This is a genomic window from Pantoea sp. Tr-811 (assembly GCF_011752535.1).
Classification (GTDB): domain Bacteria; phylum Pseudomonadota; class Gammaproteobacteria; order Pseudomonadales; family Pseudomonadaceae; genus Aquipseudomonas.
In genome coordinates, this window is the sequence record NZ_VWXJ01000010.1 from 195806 (window position 1) to 218441 (window position 22636).

The following is a 22636-nucleotide window of genomic DNA, read 5'->3' on the forward strand; positions in this document are numbered from 1 at the left end:
GGTCGGCCGGGCCGACCCCATTGGGGTTACTTACGGGAAAAATGCACGACCAGTTTGTCGCCAACGCTCTGCAGCACTTGCACCAGCACCAGCAGCAACACCACGGTGACGATCATCACGTCGGTCTGGAAACGCTGGTAACCGAAGCGGATCGCCAGGTCGCCCAGGCCGCCGGCACCGACCACACCAGCCATGGCGGTGTAAGACACCAGGGTGATGGCAGTGACGGTGATGGCCGCGAAGATGCCCGGGCGAGCCTCAGGCAGCAGCGCGCTGGTGATGATCTGGCGGGTGGTGGCGCCCATCGACTGGGTGGCTTCGATGATGCCGCGGTCCACTTCACGCAGGGCGGTTTCCACCAGGCGTGCGAAGAATGGCGTGGCACCCACCACCAGTGGCGGGATGGCGCCGGCAACGCCCAGGGAGGTGCCGGTAATCAGCACGGTGAACGGGATCATCACGATCAGCAGGATGATGAACGGCAGCGAGCGCAGGATGTTCACCACCAGCGACAGCAGCGCGTAAACGCCCTTCTGCTCGAACATCTGCCGTGGCCCGCACAGGAACAACAGCACGCCCAGCGGCAGGCCGAGCAACACGGTGAACAGCAGCGAGCCGAACAGCATGATCAGGGTATCGCCGGTGGCCAGCCAGATTTCGGCCCAGTCGACGTTGGCGAAGAAATTCAGGGCGTCCATCAACGCAGTACCTCCATATGTACGTCAGCTGCCTTGAAGCGGGCGAACGCCGCTTCCATGTCACCGCCAATCAAGGCGAGGGTAAGCTGGCCATAGGGGACATCCTTGATGCGGTCGATACGCCCGGCGAGGATGCTGTAGTCCACGCCGGTTTCACGGGCCACGGTGCCCAGCAGCGGCGCGTAGGTAGCGTCGCCCTGGAAGGTCAGGCGCACGATGCGCCCCGGCACGTGGGCGAAGTCGTCGCGCTGTTCGCCTTCGTCGACCTGCTCGTCTTCCTGCACGAAGCGCTTGGTGGTGGGGTGCTGCGGGTGCAGGAACACCTCGGCCACCGAGCCTTGCTCGACGATCTGCCCGGCGTCCATCACGGCCACGCGGTCGCAAACCCGGCGGATCACGTCCATCTCGTGGGTGATCAGCACGATGGTCAGCTTCAGCTCACGGTTGATCTCGGCCAGCAGTTGCAGCACCGATGCCGTGGTTTGCGGGTCGAGGGCGCTGGTGGCCTCGTCGCACAGCAGGATTTTCGGGTTGGTGGACAGGGCGCGGGCAATGCCGACGCGCTGCTTCTGGCCGCCGGAGAGCTGGGCCGGGTACTTCTTCGCGTGGTCCTGCAGGCCTACGCGGGCCAGCAGCTCGGTGACGCGCTTGTCGATTTCGCTGCGCGACAGCTCGCCGGCGAGGGTCAGCGGCAAGGCGACGTTGTCGGCGACGGTCTTGGAGGCCAGCAGGTTGAAGTGCTGGAAGATCATCCCGACCTGCTGGCGGAAGCCGCGCAGTTGGTTGGCGTTGAAGGCGGTGACGTCTTCGCCGTCGACGATGATCTTGCCGCCGGAGGGTTCTTCCAGGCGGTTGATCAGGCGCAGCATGGTGCTTTTGCCAGCGCCGGAATGGCCGATCAGGCCGAACACCTGGCCGTTTTCGATGGTCAGGGTTGTCGGATTCAGTGCGGGGATTTCCCTACCGGCAACGCGGTAGGTTTTATGTACCTGTTGGAACTCGATCACGTAGCGAACCTTGTGGGGCGCATGGAATGGGGGTCAGCGGTTAGCTGGGGTCGCGCATTTTAGCCTTTTCCCATAGCTGTTCTTAGCATTTATTTCGTAATGCTCCAATCCTTCGGGCATAACGCGACAACCGGTAATCCTGATTGAACGCTCGGCAAAGCCCTCCAGTCACTACTTGCACAAGCCCTTCGAGGGCACGCCTGAAGACTGATGAGGAGAGCCGACCATGCCGAACAAACCCACGGACGCGCCCAAGCACAGCGAGGCCGCCGGTACCCAGACCCCTGACCGGGCCAACACCAATGCCAAGTTGCAGAGCCTGGAGGCGTTTCGCAGCGATGCCACCGGCCAGGCGCTGCGCACCAACCACGGGGTGAAGATCGCCGACAACCAGAATAGCCTCAAGGCGGGCGCGCGCGGGCCGTCGCTGCTCGAAGACTTCATCATGCGCGAGAAGATCACCCACTTCGACCATGAGCGCATCCCCGAGCGTATCGTGCATGCCCGCGGCACCGGTGCCCACGGCTACTTCCAGAGCTACGGCTGCCATGCCGAGCTGACCAAGGCGGGTTTCCTGCAAGACCCGGAGAAGATCACCCCGGTGTTCGTGCGCTTTTCCACCGTGCAGGGCCCCCGGGGTTCAGGTGACACGGTGCGTGATGTGCGCGGGTTTGCCGTGAAGTTCTATACCGATGAAGGCAATTTCGACCTGGTTGGCAACAACATGCCGGTGTTCTTCATTCAGGATGCGATCAAGTTCCCCGACTTCGTGCACGCCGTGAAGCCTGAACCGCACAACGAGATGCCCACCGGCGGCTCGGCCCACGACACCTTCTGGGACTTCGTTTCGCTGGTGCCGGAGTCGGCGCACATGGTGATCTGGGCCATGTCCGACCGCGCCATCCCGCGCAGCCTGCGGATGATGGAAGGCTTTGGCGTGCACACCTTCCGCCTGATCAATGCCCAGGGCGTGGCCAGCTTCGTCAAGTTCCACTGGAAGCCGCGCCAGGGCGTGCATTCGGTGCTGTGGGACGAGGCGCAGAAGCTGGCGGGCAAGGACACCGACTACCACCGCCGCGACCTGTGGGACGCCATCGAAACCGGCGATTATCCCGAGTGGGAGCTGGGCGTGCAGATCGTGCCCGAGGCCGATGAGCACAAGTACGACTTCGACCTGCTCGACCCGACCAAGCTGATTCCCGAGGAGCTGGTGCCGGTGACCAAGCTGGGCAAGATGGTGCTCAACCGCAACCCAGACAATTTCTTTGCCGAAACCGAGCAGGTGGCCTTCTGCCCGGGCCATATCGTGCCGGGCATCGATTTCACCAACGACCCGCTGCTGCAGGGCCGGTTGTTCTCCTATACCGACACGCAGATCAGCCGCCTGGGTGGGCCGAACTTCCATGAAATCCCGATCAACCGGCCGGTGGCGCCGAACCACAGCAGCCAGCGCGATGCCATGCACCGCATGACCATCGATAAGGGCCGGGCTTCCTACGAGCCCAACTCCATCGATGGCGGCTGGCCCCGGGAAACGCCGCCTGCCGCCCAGGATGGTGGCTTCGAGAGCTACCAGGAGCGCATCGACGCGCACAAGATCCGCCAGCGCAGCGAGTCGTTCGGCGACCACTTCTCCCAGGCGCAGCTGTTCTTCCACAGCATGAGCCCCACCGAGCAGCAGCACATCATCAAGGCCTACAGCTTCGAGCTGGGCAAGGTGGAGCGCGAGCACATTCGCCAGCGGGTGGTTGACGAGATTCTGGCCAACATCGACCTGAAGCTGGCGGCGGCGGTGGCGGGCAACCTGGGGCTGCCTGCGCCGAAGCAGGGTACGGTCAAGGTGAAAGGTGGCAAACCCGCGAAGTCCAAGGCCTTGAGCCAGATGAGCCACCCGGGGGATGTGGGCATCAAGGGGCGCAAGATCGCCCTGCTGGTGGCCGATGGCGTGGACAGCGGTAGCGTCGATACGCTGGTGAAGGCGCTGGAAGCCGAAAGCGCCAGGCCGATGCTGTTGGGGCCGACCTCGGCGCCGGTGAGGGCGGCAGATGGCAAGGCCTTGGCGGTGGATGCGTCGATGGAGGGGATGCCGTCGGTGATGTTCGACGGGATCGTGGTGCCCAAGGGGGTGGACAAGGCCCTGGCTTCGAGCGGGTTGGCCAAGCATTTTCTGTTGGAAGGGTACAAGCACCTGAAGGCCATGGTGTTGACCAAGGATCTGTTGAGCGGGCTGGGGCTCAAGGAGGACAAGGGGCTGCTGCTGGGGGATGAGCAGAAGAGCGTGGATGCCTTTGTCAAAGCCGTGGAGGGGCATCGGGTTTGGGAGCGGGAGGCAGCGGCGGAGGCGGTGCCGGCCTAAGGGCTGCTCGGCAGCCCATCGCGACCTGGCGGTCGCTCCTACCAGGAGATTGCGGTAGGAGCGACCGCCAGGTCGCGATAAGGGCCTTAACGCTGGTGCGGAACCAGAACCACCTGGGCCGGCATCGAGCGCTGAATCTCATGCTTCTGCTTCAGCTTGAAATCGCCATCGAGCTTGTGCACGCGCTTCTCCAGCAGGCTTTTCAGCCACGGCGCATCCTGTGTCCGTGGCACCTGGAACACCACGTCACACTGGTAATTCACCACGTCCTTGGCAATTTCGTCGAGCTGGCGGCGCATCGCGCGGATGTCGGTGGTTTTCAGCGCCACCACGGTGCTTGGTGCGGTCGGGTCGATCACCCGGGCCTGGGGCTTGGCCTCGGCAGCCTTCAATGCCGCCTCGGCTTTCTCCAGCTCGGCCTTGCGCGCCTGGGACACGGCATCGCCACCGGTGACCGCCGGCGCCTGTGGCATCAGTGCACGGGCGCGGGCCAGGGCAGTGGCGGCGGCGTTGACATCGCCCTTCTGCAGCACGATCTGGCTGCGTTGCAGATAGGCCTCGGCGAGCTGGCGCTGATAGGGCTCCAGGCGGGCGTCGCCGGGCGACTGCGCCTGCAGGGTGGCCAGTTGGTCTTCGGCGGTGGCCAGCTCGTTGCTGGCGATACTCTGTTGCAGCTGCTGCCAGGCATCGGCTTGGGCAGGTGCATCGGCCTGTTCCACCGGCGCACTGGAGCAAGCGGCCAGGAACAGGGAAAACGCGGCAACAAGCAGATAACGGGATGCGAACGGCTTCATTCCTGCGACTCTCTATTTGCGCAAAAAGCGAGCAAGTCTACACCCAGGTGCGCACGCTCGAAAACAGGTCTTACAGACCCTTTACCCGTGAAAAGGTTGCAGGGTGTGCCTGCGCACACCCCGGTTTTCAGCGTTTTGGCAGGGCCAGGCTCAGCAAGAATAGCACCGCCGCGCAGACCACGATCGATGGCCCGGCGGGGGTGTCCTTGAACCAGGACATGGCAAGGCCGCCGCACACGGCGGCAATCCCAAGCAGGCTGGCACCCAGCGCCATCTGCTCGGGCGAGCGGGCGTGACGCTGCGCCGCAGCGGCGGGAATGATCAGCAGCGAGGTAATCAGCAGCACCCCAACGATCTTCATCGCCACCGCGATCACCACGGCAATCAGCAGCATCAGCGCCATGCGCAGGCCCGCCACCGGCAGGCCTTCGACCATGGCCAGCTCCTCATGCACGGTAATCGCCAGCAGCGGCCGCCACAGCGCCGCCAGCAGCAGCAACACCAGGGCACTGCCGCCGAGGATCCAGGCAAGGTCGGTGGTGCTGATGGCCAGCAGGTCACCGAACAGGTAGGCCATCAGGTCGATGCGCACATCGTGCATGAAGCTCAGCACCACCAGGCCCAGCGACAGGGTGCTGGGGGCCAGGATGCCGAGCAGGGTGTCGGACGCCAGCGGCTGGCGCTGTTGCAGGGTGACCAGCAGGATCGCCAGCAGCAGGCAGCCCACGGTCACCGCCAGCGCCGGGCTGACATCCAGCACGAAGCCCATGGCCACGCCCAGCAGCGCGGCATGGGACAGGGTGTCGCCGAAATAGGCCATGCGCCGCCACACCACAAAGGAGCCGAGCGGGCCGGCCACCACTGCCAGGGACAAACCCGCAAGCAAGGCGTAAAGAAGAAAATCAGCCATGCTTGCAGTGCTCTCCGTGAACATGGGTGCCAGGGGCGATGACCGAGCCATGTAGGTCGTGGCTGTGGTCGTGATGGTGGTGGTAGACCGCCAGGCTCGGCGCATTCTGGCCGAACAGCTCGACGAACGCCGGGTCGTTGCTGACCTGTTCGGGGTGGCCCGAGCAGCACACGTGACGGTTCAGGCACACCACCTGGTCGGTAGCGCTCATCACCAGGTGCAGGTCGTGGGAAACCATCAGCACGCCGCAGCCGTGGCGGTCGCGCAGGCGGGTGATGAGGTTGTACAGCTCGGTCTGGCCGACCACGTCCACCCCTTGTACCGGCTCGTCGAGCACCAGCAGTTGCGGCTCGCGCAGCAAGGCCCGGGCCAGCAGCACGCGCTGCATCTCGCCCCCGGAAATGGTCTGGATCGGGCTGTCGATAACCTGCTCGGCGCCCACTTCCTGCAGCGCCGACAAGGCTGCCGCGCGGTCTACGCCGGGCACCAGGCGCAGGAAGCGCAGTACCGACAGCGGCAGCGTGGCATCGACCTGAATCTTTTGCGGCATGTAGCCGATGCGCAGCTTCGGCTTGCGCCACACCGTGCCGCGGTGGGGCTTGAGCAGCCCGAGCACGGCGCGCACCAGGGTGGTCTTGCCTGCACCGTTGGGGCCGATCAGGGTGACGATCTGGCCCGGGGCGACCGTCAGGTCGATGCTGTCGAGCACCGCCTCGCCGCCAAAGGTGACGCCGACCTGCTCAAGGCGGATCAGGGCCTCGCTCATGCCGCGCTCCGGCAGTTGGCGCACAGGCCGACGATTTCCACGGTTTGCGACTCGACGCTGAAGCCCACGCCCTTGGCGCTGGCGACGATGGCGTCGCTGATGCTGTCCTGCTCCAGCTCGATGGCCACATGGCACTCACGGCAGATCAGGAACTGGCCTTGGTGCACGTGCTCGGGGTGGCTGCAGCCAATGAAGGCGTTGAGCGAGGCGATGCGGTGCACCAGGCCGTTTTCCAGCAGGAAGTCCAGGGCACGGTATACGGTGGGCGGCGCGGCGCGGCGGCCGTCCTGTTCGCTGAGCACGGCGAGGATGTCGTAGGCGCCCAGCGGCTTGTGGCTCTGCCACACCAGTTCCAGCACGCGCTTGCGCAGTGCGGTCAGGCGCAGGCCTTGGCGGGTACAGAGCACCTCGGCTTCAGCCAGGGCGCTGTGCACGCAATGGGAATGATCGTGGGGACGGTGAGCCAGCGGCGTAATGGACATATGGGCGGCGACGGTTCTGGATGGAGACGTTATTATGTTACCTGTTTCTGACGAGTCGAGTATTGATCGTGTCCCGATTCCTAGTGCTTTTTGTCGCTTTCATCGCCTGTTCGGCCCAGGCCGACGTGCGTGTGCTGACCAGTATCAAACCCCTGCAACAGATTGCCGCCGCCGTGCAGGACGGTGTCGGCAGCCCCGACGTGCTACTGCCGCCGGGCGCCTCGCCGCACCACTATGCGCTGCGCCCCTCCGACGTGCGCAAGGTGGGCGATGCCGACCTGCTGTACTGGATTGGCCCGGACATGGAGAACTTCCTGCCCCGCGTGCTGGGCACCCGCAGCAAGCCGACGGTGGCTGTGCAATCGCTGCCGGGCATGAAGCTGCGCCATTTCGGCGAGGACAGCCATTCCCACGAGGAGGCAGACCAGGACGAGCATGACCACGACCACCGCCCCGGCAGCCTGGATGCGCACCTGTGGTTGTCGTCGTTCAACGCCCGGGTGATCGCGGCGAAGATGGCCGCGGACCTGGCGGCAGCGGACCCTGCCAATGCGGCGCGTTACCAGGCCAACCTGAAGGCGTTCAGTGCGCGTATGGACGGCCTGGATGCGCGCATCAAGGCGCGGGTGGCGGGTATTGCCGGCAAGCCGTACTTCGTGTTCCACGAGGCGTTCGATTACTTCGAGTCGGCTTATGGCCTGCAGCATACCGGGGTGTTCAGCGTGGCCTCGGAGGTGCAGCCGGGCGCGCAGCACGTGGCGGCGATGCGCAAGCGCCTGATGGAAGTGGGCAAGACCTGCGTGTTCAGCGAGCCGCCACTGCGCCCGCGCCTGGCCGAGACGTTGACGGCTGGCTTGCCGGTGCGCTTGGCCGAGCTGGATGCCTTGGGCGGCACCGACCCGGTGGATGCCACGGGGTATGAGCGGTTGCTCGAGAAGCTGGGTGGTGATTTGGCCGGGTGCCTGGAACAGTTGTAAGCCTGTTCCGGCCCTTTCGCGAGCTGCGCTCGCTCCTACCGGGAATTGTGGCCTTGTAGGAGCGAGCGCAGCTCGCGATGCGGTTCAAAGGGCAAACGGTAGGTGCAAAGCCACCTGCTGGCGCTGCGCCAGGCGCACCTCGAACTCGCGTGGGTCATGGATCATCACATCCATCCCGGCAAACGATTCCGCGGCAATCAGGCGCGACAGCCAGAAGCGCACGCAACCCACCCGCAGCATTTCCGGCCACAGCTCGGCTTCGGCCGCGGTAAACGGCCGCAATGCGGCATACGCCGCCAGCAGCGCCTGGGCCCGGGGCACATCGATTGCGCCGTGTTCATCCAGGCACCAGTCGTTCACGGTGATGGCGATGTCATACAGCATCGGGCCCGAGCAGGCGTTGTAGAAATCGATCACGCCGGTCAGGTGCGTGCCTTCGAACATCACGTTGTCGCGGAACAAGTCGGCATGCAGGTTGGCCCGTGGCAAGGCCAGGATCTGCGCCTTGTGCGCGGTGATTTCCGCCAGTGCCGGCTGCAGCAGCGCAGCCTGCTCGCCGCTCAGGCGCGGCAGCAGCTCGGCGCCGGAGGCCAGCATCCAGTCCAGGCCGCGGTCGGTGCGGCGCTCGATGATGCGCTCGCGAGTGGCCAGGTGAATGTGCGCCAGCAGCTCGCCCACTTGGGCGCAGTGCTGGGCGTTGGGCGCCTTGATGTGCTTGCCCGACAGCCGAGGCTGCAGCAGCGCCGGCTTGCCGCACAATTCGCGCAGGGCGTTGCCGTCGCGGTCGCGCAGGGCGTAGGGCACCGGCATGTCGGCGCCGTGCAGCACGTCCAGCAGCTCGATGAAGAACGGCATGTCCTCGACCGGGCCGCGTTCGACCAGCGTCAGGACGAACTCACCCTTTTCCAGGCTGACGAAGAAGTTACTGTTCTCGGTACCGGCGGCAATGCCCTGGAAGTCGAGCAGACGGCCCAGCTCGTACGGCGCCAGAAAGGTTTCCAGCTCAGGCCGGGTCACGGGGGTGAAGACTGACATGATGAAAAAAAGCCCATACGGGCACTTCCGCCGGGAAGTGCCGGGTTGATGTGAACGGTGCGCGCGTCAGCTTACCACTCGAAGATCTTCCAGGACGGAATCAGCATGTCCGGCTGGTCGGAACGAATGAAATTGCCATCAGAGCCATCGGCGCGTACCAGGAAATACGGCTTGCCGTTTTTCGGCGTGATCTTGATCGCATACAGGAAGCCGTTCTGGCGGTATTCCTGGATGGTCTTGTCGCCTTCCGTGCGAATGGTCACCTCGGGATCGGCCGAGGGGGCGTCTTCCGCCGCCAGGGTGACGACTGGCATGGTGGCCAGCAGGCCCAGCACTAACAGGCGATTGAGTGTACGCATGATAACCTAGTCCCTTTGTCGTCATTGATCCGGCTATTCTAGCTCCGGACCCGCCGAAAAGGTTGATTCTGCTCATGAGCCAAGCGCCTCTCGTCCTGGTGGACGGTTCCTCCTACCTCTACCGCGCCTTCCACGCGCTGCCGCCACTGACCACCTCCAAGGGCATGCCCACCGGCGCGGTCAAGGGGGTGCTGAACATGCTCAAGAGCCTGCGCCGGCAATACCCCGACAGCCTGTTCGCCGTGGTGTTCGACGCCAAGGGCGGCACCTTCCGCGACACCCTGTACGCCGACTACAAGGCCAACCGCCCGAGCATGCCCGACGACCTGCGGGTGCAGGTAGAGCCGCTGCACGCCAGCGTGCGCGCACTGGGCTACCCACTGCTGTGCGTGGAAGGGGTGGAGGCCGATGACGTGATCGGCACCCTGGCCCGCAGCAGCGCCACCCAGGGCCGCCCGGTTATCATCTCGACCGGCGACAAGGACATGGCGCAGCTGGTGGACGGCCACGTGACCCTGGTCAACACCATGACCGGCAGCGTGCTGGACGTGGCCGGCGTGCACGAAAAATTCGGCGTCGGCCCCGAGCACATCATCGACTTCCTGGCCCTGATGGGCGACAAGGTCGACAACATTCCGGGCGTACCGGGCGTGGGCGAAAAAACCGCGGTGGGCCTGCTGACCGGTATCGGCGGAGGCCTCAGCGACCTGTACGCCAACCTCGACAAGGTGCCGACCCTGGCCATTCGCGGCGCCAAGACCCTGCCGGCCAAGTTGCAGGAACACCGTGATGCCGCGTTCCTGTCCTACGAGCTGGCCACCATCAAGTGCGACGTGCCACTGGATGTCGAGGTCGAGGCGCTGGTGTGCGGCGAGCCCGACCGCGAAGCCCTGCTCGCGCTGTACACCGAGATGGAGTTCAAGAGCTGGATCGCCGACGTGCAGCGCGACGCGGTGAAGGCCGGCAGTGACCTGGCACCCGTTGAAGCACCGGCTGCCCCTGTGGAACCCACCTACGAAACCATTCTCGACCAGGCCCGTTTCGACGCCTGGCTGGAAAAGCTGCGCCAGGCGCCGCTGTTCGCTTTCGACACCGAAACCACCAGCCTCGACGCCCAGCAGGCGCAACTGGTTGGCCTGTCGTTCGCGGTCAATCCGCATGAGGCGGCCTACGTGCCGCTGGCCCACGATTACGAAGGTGCCCCCCAGCAGCTGGACCGCGAGGCCGTACTGCTGGCCCTCAAGCCCTTGCTCGAAGACCCGGCCAAGGCCAAGGTCGGGCAGAACGCCAAGTACGACATCAACATCCTGGCCAATGGCTCGCCGGCCATCGACATGCGTGGCGTGGCCTACGACACCATGCTGGAGTCGTATGTGTTCAACTCCACCGCCACCCGTCACGACATGGACAGCCTGGCGCAGAAGTACCTGGAGCACAGCACCATCGCCTTCGAGGACATCGCCGGCAAGGGTGCCAAGCAGCTGACCTTCAACCAGATCCACCTGGACAAGGCCGGCCCGTATGCGGCCGAAGACGCCGACATCACCCTGCGCCTGCACCACGCGCTGCAGGCACGCCTGGCGCAAACGCCGAGCGTGCAACCGGTGCTGATGGACATCGAGATGCCGCTGGTGCCGGTGCTGGCGCGCATCGAGCGCCAAGGCGCGCTGGTGGACGCTGCGCTGCTGAACGTACAAAGCGGCGAGTTGGGCGTGAAGATGGCCGAACTGGAGCAGCGTGCCTACGCGCTGGCCGGCGAGGAGTTCAACCTGGGTTCGCCCAAGCAGCTGGGCGCGATCCTTTACGACAAGCTGGGCATGCCGGTGCTGAGCAAAACCGCTAAAGGCCAGCCGTCCACCGCCGAAGCCGTGCTCGACGACCTGGCCCTGCAGGGCTACCCGCTGCCGGAAGTGCTGATGCAGTACCGCAGCCTGAGCAAGCTCAAGAGCACCTACACCGACAAGCTGCCGGGCCAGATCAACCCGCGCACCGGGCGTATCCACACCTCCTACCAGCAGGCCGTGGCGGCCACCGGGCGGCTGTCGTCCAGCGACCCGAACCTGCAGAACATCCCGATTCGTACCGCCGAGGGCCGGCGCATTCGCCAGGCCTTCGTCGCCAGCCCCGGCTACAAGCTGCTGGCTGCGGACTACTCGCAGATCGAACTGCGCATCATGGCCCACCTGGCCAAGGACGAAGGCCTGCTGCATGCCTTCCGCAACGACCTCGACGTGCACCGCGCCACCGCTGCCGAAGTGTTCGGCGTGGCCCTGGAGAACGTCACCACCGACCAGCGCCGCAGCGCCAAGGCCATCAACTTCGGCCTGATCTACGGCATGAGTGCCTTTGGCCTGGCCAAGCAGATCGGCGTCGACCGCAAGCAGTCCCAGGACTACATCGACCGCTACTTCGCCCGTTACCCAGGCGTGCTGGCCTACATGGAGCGCACCCGCGCCCAGGCCGCCGAGCAGGGCTTCGTCGAAACCCTGTTCGGCCGCCGCCTGTACCTGCCGGACATCAACGCCAAGAACCCGGCCCTGCGCAAGGGTGCCGAGCGCACGGCGATCAACGCGCCGATGCAGGGCACGGCCGCCGACATCATCAAGCGCGCCATGGTCAATGTGGACAACTGGCTGCAGGCCAGCGGCCTGGACGCCCGGGTGATCCTGCAGGTGCACGACGAACTGGTGCTGGAGGTGCGCGAGGAACTGCTGGAGCAGGTGAAAGATGAAATTCGCCAGCACATGAGCAATGCCGCAAAACTGGATGTGCCGCTGCTGGTCGAAGTAGGTGTTGGTGCGAATTGGGATGAAGCTCACTGATTGAGCTGGGAAAGCTGTGTAGGATCTGCGGCGTAGTGACGCGGATCCTGGCATGGCTCGATGCCACTAGATCCGGAGTTTCATGAAACTATCGCAAATAGTTTTGAGGGCTTCGGAACTAAACCGGTGAAGTGGAACTCAGAGTAACTGAATGGCTGGTGAAGCCTTTCGATGCTCCTATGTTGTGTTAAGTGTTGGCAGATACCTGGACCCCGCCCTAGCGGTCCAGATTTGAACCCCGAACTTCCCCCTCCCCATACGAAGTCCGGGGTTTTTTTTGCCCGGAATTTGACCTGAGGCACTCCCTTAATCACCCGGCCCTGTAGGAGCGAGCGCAGCTCGCGATGGGCTGCAAAGCAGCCCCGGCATCATCAGCCGCGAAGCTGACAACCTGGGGCCGCTGCGCGCCCCATCGCGAGCTGCGCTCGCTCCTACCGGAAGTGCGGTGCTGTCAGGCGACGGGCTTGTCTTCCAGTTCCATCCAGTCGGCCAGCACCCGGTAGGCTTCTTCCAGGCCCAGGCGCTTGGGCGCCGAGAACAGTTGGATGGTCACGCCATCGCCCCAGCCCTTGCGGATTTCCGACTGCACCTTGAGCAAGGTGTTCTTGCCCGCGCCGTGGGTCAGCTTGTCGGCCTTGGTCAGCAGGATGTGCATCGGCATGCCGCTGGCCTTGGCCCAGTCGAGCATCATCTTGTCGAAGTCGGTCATCGGGTGGCGGGTGTCCATCATCAGGATCACCCCACGCAGGCACTCACGGCTGCCCAGGTAGGCCTCCAGGTGCTTCTGCCAGTGCTGCTTGAGCGGAATCGGGACTTTTGCATAACCGTAACCCGGCAGGTCGACCAAACGCCGTTCATCGTCCAGACTGAAAAAATTCAACAGCTGGGTGCGCCCTGGGGTTTTCGAGGTACGCGCCAGGCTGGCATGAGTCAGGGTGTTGAGGGCGCTGGACTTGCCGGCGTTGGAACGGCCGGCGAAAGCCACCTCGTAACCCTGGTCGTCCGGGCATTGTTCGACCTTGGCAGCGCTGAGGGCGAATTTGGCTTTCTGGCAGAGGCCGAGGATGGGGTTCTTGACTTGCATGGGATATCCGATGTGGGTGTTGCCAACGCCTAGGCCGGCAAGCAGTGTCGTTTCCGTTTGGTTGGCGGAAGTATATAATGCCCCAGTTTTTGTGTGCCCATTCTCCCAGCGAAGGGGAACGGGCATGGGGTGTCGAACAATAGCTCGCGCATCAGAACGCAGCGCGTCCCCCAACCCTGTCAGGTCGTTTCGCATGGCGAAATGGCTGCTAGCTGTCGGTGTGTTCCTGCCGATGTTCAGCGCACAGGCTACACAGGATCCCGAGGCGTTGTACAACCGCACGTGTGCGGCTTGTCACGCCGGGCAGTTGCCCCAGGCGCCCCAGAGGGGTGACCGGGCTGCATGGGAGCCAAGGCTGGCGCAAGGCATGGAGCAGCTGTTGGTGCATGTTACCCAGGGTTTCAAGGCTATGCCGCCGCGTGGATTGTGCATGGACTGCAGTGCCGAGGACTACCGTTTGGTCATCCTTTGGATGAGTGGCAGTCCCGATACATAACATTTCACCCTTAGCCGTGTTGGATTAGCTGATGAACAAACTAGTCGTGAGTCTGCTGTTGACCCTGGGTGTCGCAGGTGCAGCCACTGCTGCGGACCCCATCAAAGGCGATGCCGCCGCTGGCCAGGCCAAGACGGCCGTCTGTGGTGCCTGCCACAACCCCGACGGCAACAGCCTGGCACCAAACTTCCCGAAACTGGCCGGCCAGGGCCAGCGCTACCTGGAAAAACAACTGCACGACATCCAGTCGGGCAAGCGTACCGTGCTGGAGATGACCGGCATGCTGGCCAACTTCAATGACCAGGACTTGGCCGATATCGCCGCCTACTTCTCCAGCCAGAAAGGCAGCGTTGGCGCCGCCGACCCCAAGCTGGTCGAGCGTGGCCGCGCGCTGTTCAACGGCGGCGACCTGGACCGCAAGCTGCCTGCCTGCACCGGCTGCCATTCGCCCAACGGCGCCGGCATCGCTCTGGCCGGCTTCCCGCACCTGGGGGGCCAGCACTCGCAGTACGTGACCAAGCAGCTCACCGACTTCCGTGAGGGCAACCGCACCAACGACGGCGACGCCATGACCATGCGCACGATTGCCGGGCGCTTGAGCAATCACGATATCGATGCCTTGGCCAGCTACATCCAGGGCCTGCATTAACATTCGGTTAATGCGGCAACGCTAAAGATGAAAGGGCGGCGCGGGTCGCCCTTTTTTCCATCCGCAGCCGTTACACTACAGAACTCGGGCCCTTCGCCACCGGTCATAGCACAGGTGGCGTCGAGGCGACCAATGAATGCTCAGGAGTAAAGCATGCGTAAACTGATTCTCAGCGCCGCGCTGGTCGCTGCCAGCGTTATCGGTATGACTGCCGCCCAGGCCGCCGAGCCTGCAAGTGCCGGCAAGGAATACATCGAGCTGAGCAACCCTGTTCCGGTATCCCAGCCAGGCAAGATCGAAGTGGTCGAGCTGTTCTGGTACGGCTGCCCACATTGCTACCACTTCGAGCCGACCATCAACCCATGGGTCGACAAACTGCCCAAGGATGTCAACTTCAAGCGCGTGCCCGCCATGTTCGGCGGCCCGTGGGACGCCCACGGCCAGATGTTCCTGACCCTCGAAGCCATGGGCGTGGAGCACAAGGTGCACGCCGCCGTGTTCGATGCCATCCAGAACCAGCACAAGCGCCTGACCGACCCGCAAGACATGGCCGACTTCCTCGCCACCCAGGGTGTGGACAAGGACAAGTTCCTCGCCACCTTCAACTCGTTCGCCATCAAGGGCCAGGTCAACCAGGCCAAGGAACTGGCGAAGAAGTATGAAATCACCGGCGTACCGAGCATGGTGGTCAACGGCAAGTACCGCTTCGACCTGGGCACCGCTGGCGGGCCTGAGGGCGTGCTGAACGTCGCCGACCAGCTGATTGCCAAGGAGCGCGCCGCTAAGTAAGCGGCGAACCCCATGCGCCGCTTCAGAACCGCGCGTGGCATTGGCTTGCACCAGCCGCAGGTCAACGAGCATCACCTGCAGGCCCCTGGCCTGCCTGAGGATGGTCGCCTGCGGCTGCTCAGTTTCAACATTCAAGTTGGCATCAGCACCGAGCGCTATCGCCACTACCTGACCCGTAGCTGGCAGCACCTGCTGCCGCATACCGGGCGGGCCGGCAACTTGCAGAAAATCGGCAAGCTGCTGGGCGACTTCGACCTGGTGGCCTTGCAGGAAGCCGATGGCGGCAGCCTGCGCTCGGGCTACGTCAACCAGGTGGAGCACCTGGCCCAGCTGGGCTCCTTCCCCTATTGGTACCAACAGCTCAACCGCAACCTGGGGCGCTTTGCCCAGCACAGCAATGGCGTACTCAGCCGCCTTAAACCGCAGCTGCTGGAAGATCACCCGCTGCCCGGCCCGGCCGGCCGTGGTGCGATCCTGGTGCGCTTCGGCGAAGGCGCCGACGCGCTGATCGTGGTGATGATGCACCTGGCCCTCGGCGCCAAGACCCGCGCACTGCAGCTGGCCTACATTCGTGAGCTGATTGGCGGCTACCGCCACCAGATCCTCATGGGTGACATGAACACCCATGCCACCGACCTGCTCGACCACTCCCCCCTGCGCGACCTGGGCCTGATTGCCCCTCAGGTCGAGGCGACCTTCCCCAGCTGGCGCCCGCAACGCTGCCTGGACCACATCCTGCTCAGCCCGAGCCTGACCCTGGAGCGGGTGGAGGTGCTGGCGCAGCCAATTTCCGATCATCTTCCCGTTGCGGTCGAGATCCGATTGCCTGATGCACTGACTGTGGATACGCTGCCGGCTCTGAGCTAGATCAGCAAAACCGCACGGCGCCCTCAAGTGTTGCATCTTCGCGCCGACAGCGTGTAATTACCGCCCATAGTTGTGTCATTCGTCGCGGATCCAGGCATGACCGAAGAAGCCGAGCGCTGGAAAGAAAAATACCTTAAAAGCATCGAACAGCAGGAAAAGCTCGAACGCCGCTGGGAAGCGCGCCTCGACCTGCTGCGCCGTGGCCTGGTGCGCAGCACCCTGGCCGCCGAAGGCAGCGACAAGGTGGTCGACGAATGCATGAAGGAAATGCGCGATGTCATTCGCAGTGACAACATGGACGCCGGCCTTGCCGGGTTGATCCCGCGCCTGGAAAAAGCCGTGCTCGATTCCGAGCAACGCCGCGAAACCCGCATGAACCAGGTCAGTGATGCGCTGAACGCACTGGTCAACCAGTTGCAGGGTTTGCCCTTGCCTGGCGATGTGTCGCGGCCCTTGAAGAAACTGGCGAAAAAGCTCGACGGCGGGGTTGCCCAGTCACGCGAGCTGCCGCCGCTGCTGGGCGAGCTCAGTGGCTTGCAGGGCCGCGCCCTGTCGTCGCTGAACCGCACCGACGAGGAAGCCAGGCCAGGTTTCCTGCAGCGCTTGTTCGGCAACCGCGAAAGCGAGCCCCAGGCCGAGGCGCCGCCGGCCGAGCCGGTGCAGCCGGTTGTCGCCGTAGTTGAAGACCTTCCCCACCGCGAAGGGCCGCTGCTGGTAGACCTGCCGCCCCGGGATGTCGATGAGCTGCATGCGGTGCCTGCGGCTGAGCCTGTCGCCGAGCCCGTGCCCGAGCCGCAAGCCGAGGCTGTTGCCGTTGAACCGCTGGAGCCCGCGGTTGGGGCCCCGCCTGCGATGGCTGAGCCCTTGGCCGCGCCAGAATCCGAGGCGGCTGCAGTCATGCCAGCGCCCGAGGCGGTCACCGCGCCGGAAGCGGCCGTGCCCTTGCCGGAAACCGAGGCAGATGGCGACACATTGCCCCCCCTTGACGAGGTGTTTGGCGAAGATGGGCCCTACGCCCTCCCCGATGCGGTCGAACCCCCGTACAGCCAGGTGGCTGCGCACATCGAGCATACCCTGCTCGGCCTGCTGGACGACCTCAGCCTGCCCGAGCGGCACAAGGCCCAGGCGCTGGATATGCGCGAACGGGTGGCGCGTGGGCTGAACTGGTACGAACTGATTCCGGTGCTCGACGACCTGGCGGTTCTGATGCTGGCGATCACCGACAGCGGCCAGCACGAATTCGAAACTTACCTGCAGCAACTCAACGAGCGCTTGGAAAGCTTCCAGAGCCACTTGCACGAGGCCAGTGCCGGGCATGCCGACAACAGCTCGGCCGCACGTGAACTGGACCACCAGCTGCGCGAGCAGGTCGACGGCTTGCAGAGCAGCGTGCAGGGCGCAGTCGATGTGGTCAGCCTCAAGTCCATCCTGGAAAACCGCCTGGAAGGCCTGCTGGGCACCATGGACGCCCACCAGCACGAGCGCGACCGCCGCGAGCAGGAGCTGGCCGGGCGCCTGCAGGGGCTGGCCGAACGGGTGGCGAGCATGGAGCAGGAAGCCCTCGGTTACCGCGAGCACCTTGAGGAGCAGCGCCAGAAAGCCTTGATCGACCCGCTCACCGGCCTGCCCAACCGCGCCGCCTGGAGCGAGCGCGTCGAGCATGAAATGCGCGACTGGCAGGAAAATGGCGGCCACCTGGCCATGGCGATTCTCGACCTGGACCACTTCAAGCGTATCAACGACAGCTACGGCCACCTGGCCGGTGACAAGGTGCTGAAGATTGTCGCCGACCAGCTGCGCAAGCGCCTGCGTGGGCGCGACTTCATCGCCCGCTTCGGCGGCGAGGAGTTCGTCCTGCTGCTGCCGCAGACGCCCCCGGCGGCGGCGGCCCAGGTGAGCGAGGTGCTGCGCGCGGCCATCGAGGCGTGCCCGTTCCACTTCAAGGGCGAGCGGGTGGTGATTACCACCTCCATCGGGCTGAGCGCGTTCCGCTCTGGCGAGCGAGGCGACCAGGTGCTCAAGCGCGCCGACGAAGCCTTGTACCGGGCCAAGGAGCTGGGCCGTAACCGCGTGGAACAAAGCTGATCGGGTGGGCGGGCTGCGCATACGTTATGATGTTGCATTACTGCCCCAGCAAACCTGGCACCCCCAATGAAAGCGTTCTTTTCCGCATTGCTGCTGCTTGCCCTGGCCGGATGCTCGACCGGCCTGCGCATCGACCGTAGCCACCCCTCGGCCAACCAGGACAACCGCGTCCAGTTCGTTGTGCTGCACTACACCAATGCCTCCCTGGAGCGCTCCCTGGCATTGCTCACCCATGGCGAGGTGAGCAGCCATTACCTGATCGGTGACGGCCCGGGCACGATCTACCAGCTGGTCGATGAAAACCGCCGTGCCTGGCACGCTGGCGAAAGCCAGTGGCAGGGGCGAACCTGGCTCAACTCCAGCTCGATCGGCATCGAGATCGTCAACCCGGGCTTTGACGAAACGCCCAATGGCCGGATCTGGTACCCCTACAGCGAGGCGCAGGTGCAGTCGCTGATCGCCTTGCTCAAGGACATCGTCAAGCGTAACCATATCGAGCCACGGCACATCATCGGGCACAGCGACATCGCGCCGCTGCGCAAGCTCGACCCGGGGCCGCTGTTCCCGTGGAAGCGCCTGGCTGACGAAGGCCTGGGCATCTGGCCGGATGCCAACGCAGTGGCCCGCCAGCAGATGTATTTCGCCGCCAACCCGCCAACCGTCGGCTGGTACCAGCAGGAACTGGCGCGCTTTGGCTATGCCATCGAGCAGACCGGGCAACTGGACGTGGCCACCCGGCATGTCATTGCCGCCTTCCAGATGCACTTCCGCCCCCAGCGTTTCGACGGCGTGCCTGACGCCCAGACTGCCGCCATGTTGCAGGTACTCAACCGCATGCGCTGAGGCCTCTCGGCTCCCGCCAAACGGCAGGGGCCGATTCCCATTCCAGTTGCTATACCTTGTTAATCAACTGGATGCTGCCCATGTCTGCTCTGATTTCTGCGCTGCGCCAATTTTTTTACCGTCCCTGGATGCTGGCCACCTTGGCAGCACTGGCCAGCGCTGCCGTATTGCTTACTGCCAGCATTGGCATTGCCCTGCACCAGATGAAGGAAAGCGAAAGCGCGCAGATGAACGCCCAGGGCGAGCGCTTTCTCGACCGCCTGGAGCAGGTCTTCGGCCAGTTGCGCGAAGGCGTCGACGAGTTGCAGGGGCAAACCTTGCGTGGCTGCAGCCCGGCAATGATCGCGACCTTGCAGCGGGTCGGCCTGGGTTCGCGCTTCATTTATGAGGCGGCCTACGTCGATGCCAATGTCGCCTGCTCCAACCGCGGCGGTGACCGGGCATTCGTGCCGACCCGGCCCCCGGACATTCGCGGGCCCACCTACAGCTACTGGCTCAACACCACCACCGAGCCCAACGAGAACCTGGCAGCGCTGATGCTGGCGCGGGGCAACTTCCTGGTGTCCACGTCCCGTGGGCACCTGACCGATGTGGTCGACCTGCCGCCGGGCGGCAGCTTGCTGGTGGTGCTCGATGGGGGAACCCGGGCGATACCGGTGCTTGGCCCGGCCCAGGCCTGGCCCCCGACCCGCGACTGGCCACCGCCCAGCCATAAATCGTTGTTCGAGTTGCGTGACCGGCTGGTGTACCGCATGCCCACCAAGTCACCGGACTACCAGCTGATGCTGATTGCGCCGCGCGCCAGCCTGCCCTTGCGCATGAACGGCATGCTCTGGCTGCTGTTCCCCGGTAGCCTGCTGGCGGCCTGCTGCATTGGCTGGCTGGTACTGCAGTTGGTGCAGCAGCGCCGCTCGATGAGTTCGGAGCTGCAGAACGCCTTGCGCCGTGGTGAGCTGCAGGTGCTGTACCAGCCGATCATCGAGCTCGACAGCCGCCGCTGTGTCGGCGCCGAGGCGTTGGTGCGCTGGCGCCGCCCGGACGGCACCCTGACCAGCCCGGACCTGTTCATTCCCCTGGCGGAGAACACCGGGCAAATCCGCCAGATCACCGATTTCGTGCTGCAGCGGGTGCTGGAGCAGCTGGGGCAGCTGCTGCGCTCGCACCGTAACCTGTACATTTCCGTGAACCTGGCGGCCTGTGACGTGATGGCCCCGCGCATCGGCCGGGTGGCGGCGCGCCTGCTGGCCCTGCACCGGGTGGCGGCCAGCCAGATTGCCTTCGAAGTCACCGAACGTGGGCTGATCGACGTAGTGGTGGCGCGGGACAACCTGCAGGCCCTGCGCTCGGTGGGGCACCAGGTGTTGATCGATGATTTCGGCACGGGCTATTGCAGCCTGGCCTATTTGCAGACCCTGCCGGTGGATTGCCTGAAGATCGACAAGGCATTCATCGATGCCCTGGGGCATGACGCGGCCAGCAGTGGCGTGGCGCCTCATATCATTCGCATGGCCCATGACCTGCACCTGCGGGTGATTGCCGAGGGCATCGAATGTGAGGCGCAGGCGGTGTTGCTCAACAGCGAGGGGGTGAACTACGGGCAGGGGTGGTTGTTCGCCCACCCGCTCAATGCCCGGCAGTTCGCCGAGCTGGTGACCCGTGGGCGGCAGCCGCGGCGGGTGAGGATCGATGATGAGCCTTGAGCACTCCGGGGAAGTTGGCGATAAGCCGGGTAGGAGCGAGCACAGCTCGCGATGGGCTGCAAAGCAGCCCCGCCATTCTGTGCCGCGCTGAAACCCCGGGGCCGCTGTGCGCCCCATCGCGAGCTACGCTCGCTCCTACCAGGCGACATCAAACGGGCAAGGCCATGTAGAACTGGGTGCCCTGCCCTGGCCGGGAAAACACGCCCATGCGCCCGCCATGCAACTGCACGATCTCCTTGCACAGGGCCAGCCCCAGCCCTGCCCCGCCTTTCTTGCGCCCCACCTGCACGAACGGTTCGAAAATCCGCCCCTGCTGCCCGTAGGCTATCCCCTCGCCGTTATCTTCGACGCTGACGATCACCCGCTCGGCATGGCGCCGTGCGTGCAGGCGGATGCGCCCGCCGTTGGCGGTATGGCGGATGGCGTTGTGCAGCAGGTTGTCGAGTACCCGGTCCAGCTGCGCGATGTCGGCCTGAATACGCGGCAACGGCGGCTCCAGCGCCTTGACCAGCTCGATTTGCTTGTCCGCCGCGTGCTCACTGGCCCGTGCCAGGGCGCGCTCAAGCAACTCGTCTATGGCACACGGCGCCAGTTCGAGTTTTTGCAGGCCGCTCTGGTAGCGCGAGAAATTCAGCAGGTCGTTGATCAGCTGGGTCAGGCGCTGCATTTCCTCACCGATGGTTTCCAGCAGGTCGTTCTCGCGTGCTTCGGGCGGGAACTTCACCCGCTCGCGCAACAGCCCGAAGGCCATGTGCATACCAGTGACCGGGGTGCGCAGTTCATGGGAGGCGCGCAGCACGAATTCACTGCGCACGCGCTCGAAGGCGCGCTGCTCGGTCACGTCGTGCAGCACCATCACCGCACCGAGAATCGGCCCCTGCGGGTGGCTGACCGGGGTCAGGCTGTAGGTCAGCAAGCGCATTTCTTCGTCGACCTCGATGCTCAGGTCTTCGGGCGGGCGGTCCAGGCTGCCACCGCGCAGCACCTGGCGCAGTTGCGCTTCCAGCTCTGGCCGCTGCAGGGCCTCGGCCAGGGCGCTGCCGACGCGGCTATCGCTCCAGCCCAGTTGGCGCTGGGCCACCGGGTTAAGGTGTTCCAGGCGCCCTTGGCGGTCGATGATCAGCAAGCCGTCGTCGATGCTGTCGAGCACCGCCTGCAAGCGCTGCTGGCCGGCCAGCAATTCGTCGACGTTAGTTGCCTGGTGCTTGCGCAGGGCATCGGCCATCAGCCCGAAGCGGCGGGTGAGCTGGTTGAGCTCGATGGCCTGGGTCACGGGCAGGGTGACATCGAAGTTGCCCTGGCCCAGCTGGTCTGCGGCCTTGGCCAGCGCTTCGATCGGCTGGCCGAAGCGCCGGGCGATGTTGTGTGCGGTGATGAAGCCCAACACCAGCACCACCAGGCCCATCAGGCCGAGCACGCCGCTGACCAGCAGGGCGCGGTCGCGGGTGTGCTCTTCACTGCGGGTAATCAGCTCCAGCGCCTGTTTGTGCGAGTCGATCAGGTCGCTGCGCACCTGGTTGAACGCAGCTCCCAGCGGCTGTTCCGCGCCCATGCTGCGGGCCGGTGCCGGGCTTTCGTGGTAGGCCTGGAGGAACGCCTGGTAGTTGCTGTTGGCCTTGCTGAAGCCCGAGCGCTCACCGCCCTGGGCCAGGCCTTGGTCGAGCAGTGCCTTGAAGTTGTCTTGCAGGGCCACCAGGCTGGTGGGCGCGGTGTCCTCGTCCAGCAGCAAGGTCAGTTGCTCGCCAAGGTTTTGCCGCAACTTCAGGCCCGTTTCCAGGGCCTGGGTCGTCTCGCGCACCGATTCTTGCTGCACGGTGGCCATCTGCAGCACGCTGACCAGGCCCAGCAGCAGGCCCAGCAGGGCCACCGTAACCAGCGCCGAGATGCTGAGGAAAAGCCGCGTGCGCAGCTTCATTT

Annotated in this window: 19 protein-coding genes and 1 pseudogene; 10 read left to right on the plus strand and 10 right to left on the minus strand. The window is 64.7% G+C overall.

Translation table 11 applies throughout. The features are described 5' to 3' along the window. Positions 1 to 26: 26 nt before the first annotated feature. Positions 27 to 701, minus strand: a complete 675-nt coding sequence (locus F3J44_RS17045) for a methionine ABC transporter permease (protein WP_240158399.1) — start codon at positions 699 to 701, stop codon at positions 27 to 29. Continuing rightward, positions 698 to 1705: a methionine ABC transporter ATP-binding protein gene (locus tag F3J44_RS17050; RefSeq protein WP_167063885.1), complete on the minus strand. Its 1008-nt coding sequence runs from the start codon at positions 1703 to 1705 to the stop codon at positions 698 to 700. Before F3J44_RS17050 ends, F3J44_RS17045 begins: the two co-directional genes overlap by 4 nt. 217 nt (positions 1706 to 1922) lie before the next feature. On the opposite strand from F3J44_RS17050, the pseudogene katE reads away from it, so the two are divergent. After that, positions 1923 to 4061 (plus strand): annotated as a pseudogene (katE, locus tag F3J44_RS17055) (catalase HPII); the annotation flags it as partial. A gap of 86 nt (positions 4062 to 4147) precedes the next feature. Here the strand turns inward: katE and F3J44_RS17060 are convergent. The 4 genes from F3J44_RS17060 to zur form a co-directional block, all read right to left on the minus strand. Then, positions 4148 to 4855, minus strand: coding sequence for a PA5502 family lipoprotein (locus F3J44_RS17060; protein WP_167063892.1), 708 nt, complete (start codon positions 4853 to 4855; stop codon positions 4148 to 4150). 127 nt (positions 4856 to 4982) lie between these two features. After that, positions 4983 to 5765 carry a zinc ABC transporter permease subunit ZnuB gene (gene znuB / locus F3J44_RS17065; protein WP_167063895.1) on the minus strand — a complete coding sequence of 261 codons (783 nt, stop codon included), beginning with the start codon at positions 5763 to 5765 and terminating at the stop codon, positions 4983 to 4985. Next, complete coding sequence (znuC, locus tag F3J44_RS17070) at positions 5758 to 6531, minus strand: zinc ABC transporter ATP-binding protein ZnuC (protein WP_167063898.1); 774 nt, start codon at positions 6529 to 6531, stop codon at positions 5758 to 5760. Before znuC ends, znuB begins: the two co-directional genes overlap by 8 nt. Continuing rightward, positions 6528 to 7013: a zinc uptake transcriptional repressor Zur gene (gene zur / locus F3J44_RS17075; protein WP_167063900.1), complete on the minus strand. Its 486-nt coding sequence runs from the start codon at positions 7011 to 7013 to the stop codon at positions 6528 to 6530. Before zur ends, znuC begins: the two co-directional genes overlap by 4 nt. Positions 7014 to 7081: 68 nt before the next feature. Between zur and F3J44_RS17080 the strand changes: the two genes are divergently transcribed. Continuing rightward, positions 7082 to 7990 (plus strand): metal ABC transporter solute-binding protein, Zn/Mn family, encoded by a 909-nt coding sequence (locus F3J44_RS17080; protein ID WP_205299942.1) that lies wholly within the window; start codon positions 7082 to 7084, stop codon positions 7988 to 7990. Between the two features lie 84 nt (positions 7991 to 8074). On the opposite strand, the gene F3J44_RS17085 is transcribed toward F3J44_RS17080, so the two are convergent. Both F3J44_RS17085 and F3J44_RS17090 read right to left on the minus strand, forming a co-directional pair. Further along, positions 8075 to 9025, minus strand: a complete 951-nt coding sequence (locus F3J44_RS17085) for a homoserine kinase (protein ID WP_167274269.1) — start codon at positions 9023 to 9025, stop codon at positions 8075 to 8077. A gap of 71 nt (positions 9026 to 9096) precedes the next feature. Beyond that, positions 9097 to 9384, minus strand: a complete 288-nt coding sequence (locus F3J44_RS17090; RefSeq protein ID WP_167063909.1) for a DUF2782 domain-containing protein — start codon at positions 9382 to 9384, stop codon at positions 9097 to 9099. A 65-nt stretch (positions 9385 to 9449) separates the two neighbouring features. Here F3J44_RS17090 and polA point away from each other — a divergent pair, with 65 nt between their 5' ends. Further along, positions 9450 to 12206 (plus strand): DNA polymerase I, encoded by a 2757-nt coding sequence (polA, locus tag F3J44_RS17095; RefSeq protein ID WP_370526385.1) that lies wholly within the window; start codon positions 9450 to 9452, stop codon positions 12204 to 12206. A 451-nt stretch (positions 12207 to 12657) separates the two neighbouring features. On the opposite strand, the gene yihA is transcribed toward polA, so the two are convergent. Further along, positions 12658 to 13290, minus strand: coding sequence for a ribosome biogenesis GTP-binding protein YihA/YsxC (gene yihA / locus F3J44_RS17100; RefSeq protein ID WP_167063915.1), 633 nt, complete (start codon positions 13288 to 13290; stop codon positions 12658 to 12660). A gap of 232 nt (positions 13291 to 13522) precedes the next feature. Here yihA and F3J44_RS17105 point away from each other — a divergent pair, with 232 nt between their 5' ends. The 7 genes from F3J44_RS17105 (at position 13523) to F3J44_RS17135 (ending at position 20719) form a co-directional block, all read left to right on the plus strand. Then, the gene (locus tag F3J44_RS17105) at positions 13523 to 13786 is read left to right on the plus strand and encodes a cytochrome c5 family protein (protein WP_240158412.1); all 264 of its coding nucleotides are present in this window, start codon (positions 13523 to 13525) and stop codon (positions 13784 to 13786) included. A gap of 31 nt (positions 13787 to 13817) precedes the next feature. After that, positions 13818 to 14435 carry a cytochrome c gene (locus F3J44_RS17110; RefSeq protein WP_167063921.1) on the plus strand — a complete coding sequence of 206 codons (618 nt, stop codon included), beginning with the start codon at positions 13818 to 13820 and terminating at the stop codon, positions 14433 to 14435. 153 nt (positions 14436 to 14588) lie between these two features. Further along, positions 14589 to 15224 carry a thiol:disulfide interchange protein DsbA gene (gene dsbA, locus F3J44_RS17115; protein ID WP_167063925.1) on the plus strand — a complete coding sequence of 212 codons (636 nt, stop codon included), beginning with the start codon at positions 14589 to 14591 and terminating at the stop codon, positions 15222 to 15224. A gap of 12 nt (positions 15225 to 15236) precedes the next feature. Continuing rightward, positions 15237 to 16091, plus strand: a complete 855-nt coding sequence (locus tag F3J44_RS17120) for an endonuclease/exonuclease/phosphatase family protein (protein WP_167274276.1) — start codon at positions 15237 to 15239, stop codon at positions 16089 to 16091. A 96-nt stretch (positions 16092 to 16187) separates the two neighbouring features. Further along, positions 16188 to 18176, plus strand: coding sequence for a diguanylate cyclase (locus tag F3J44_RS17125; protein ID WP_167274279.1), 1989 nt, complete (start codon positions 16188 to 16190; stop codon positions 18174 to 18176). Positions 18177 to 18242: 66 nt separating this feature from the next. Then, positions 18243 to 19019, plus strand: a complete 777-nt coding sequence (locus F3J44_RS17130; RefSeq protein WP_167274282.1) for an N-acetylmuramoyl-L-alanine amidase — start codon at positions 18243 to 18245, stop codon at positions 19017 to 19019. An 80-nt stretch (positions 19020 to 19099) separates the two neighbouring features. Beyond that, the gene (locus F3J44_RS17135; RefSeq protein ID WP_167063937.1) at positions 19100 to 20719 is read left to right on the plus strand and encodes an EAL domain-containing protein; all 1620 of its coding nucleotides are present in this window, start codon (positions 19100 to 19102) and stop codon (positions 20717 to 20719) included. Positions 20720 to 20867: 148 nt separating this feature from the next. Here F3J44_RS17135 and F3J44_RS17140 read toward each other — a convergent pair whose 3' ends face one another. Beyond that, entirely contained in the window at positions 20868 to 22634 is a 1767-nt protein-coding gene (locus F3J44_RS17140; RefSeq protein ID WP_205299943.1) for a KinB sensor domain-containing domain, read from the minus strand. Positions 22635 to 22636: the final 2 nt, after the last annotated feature.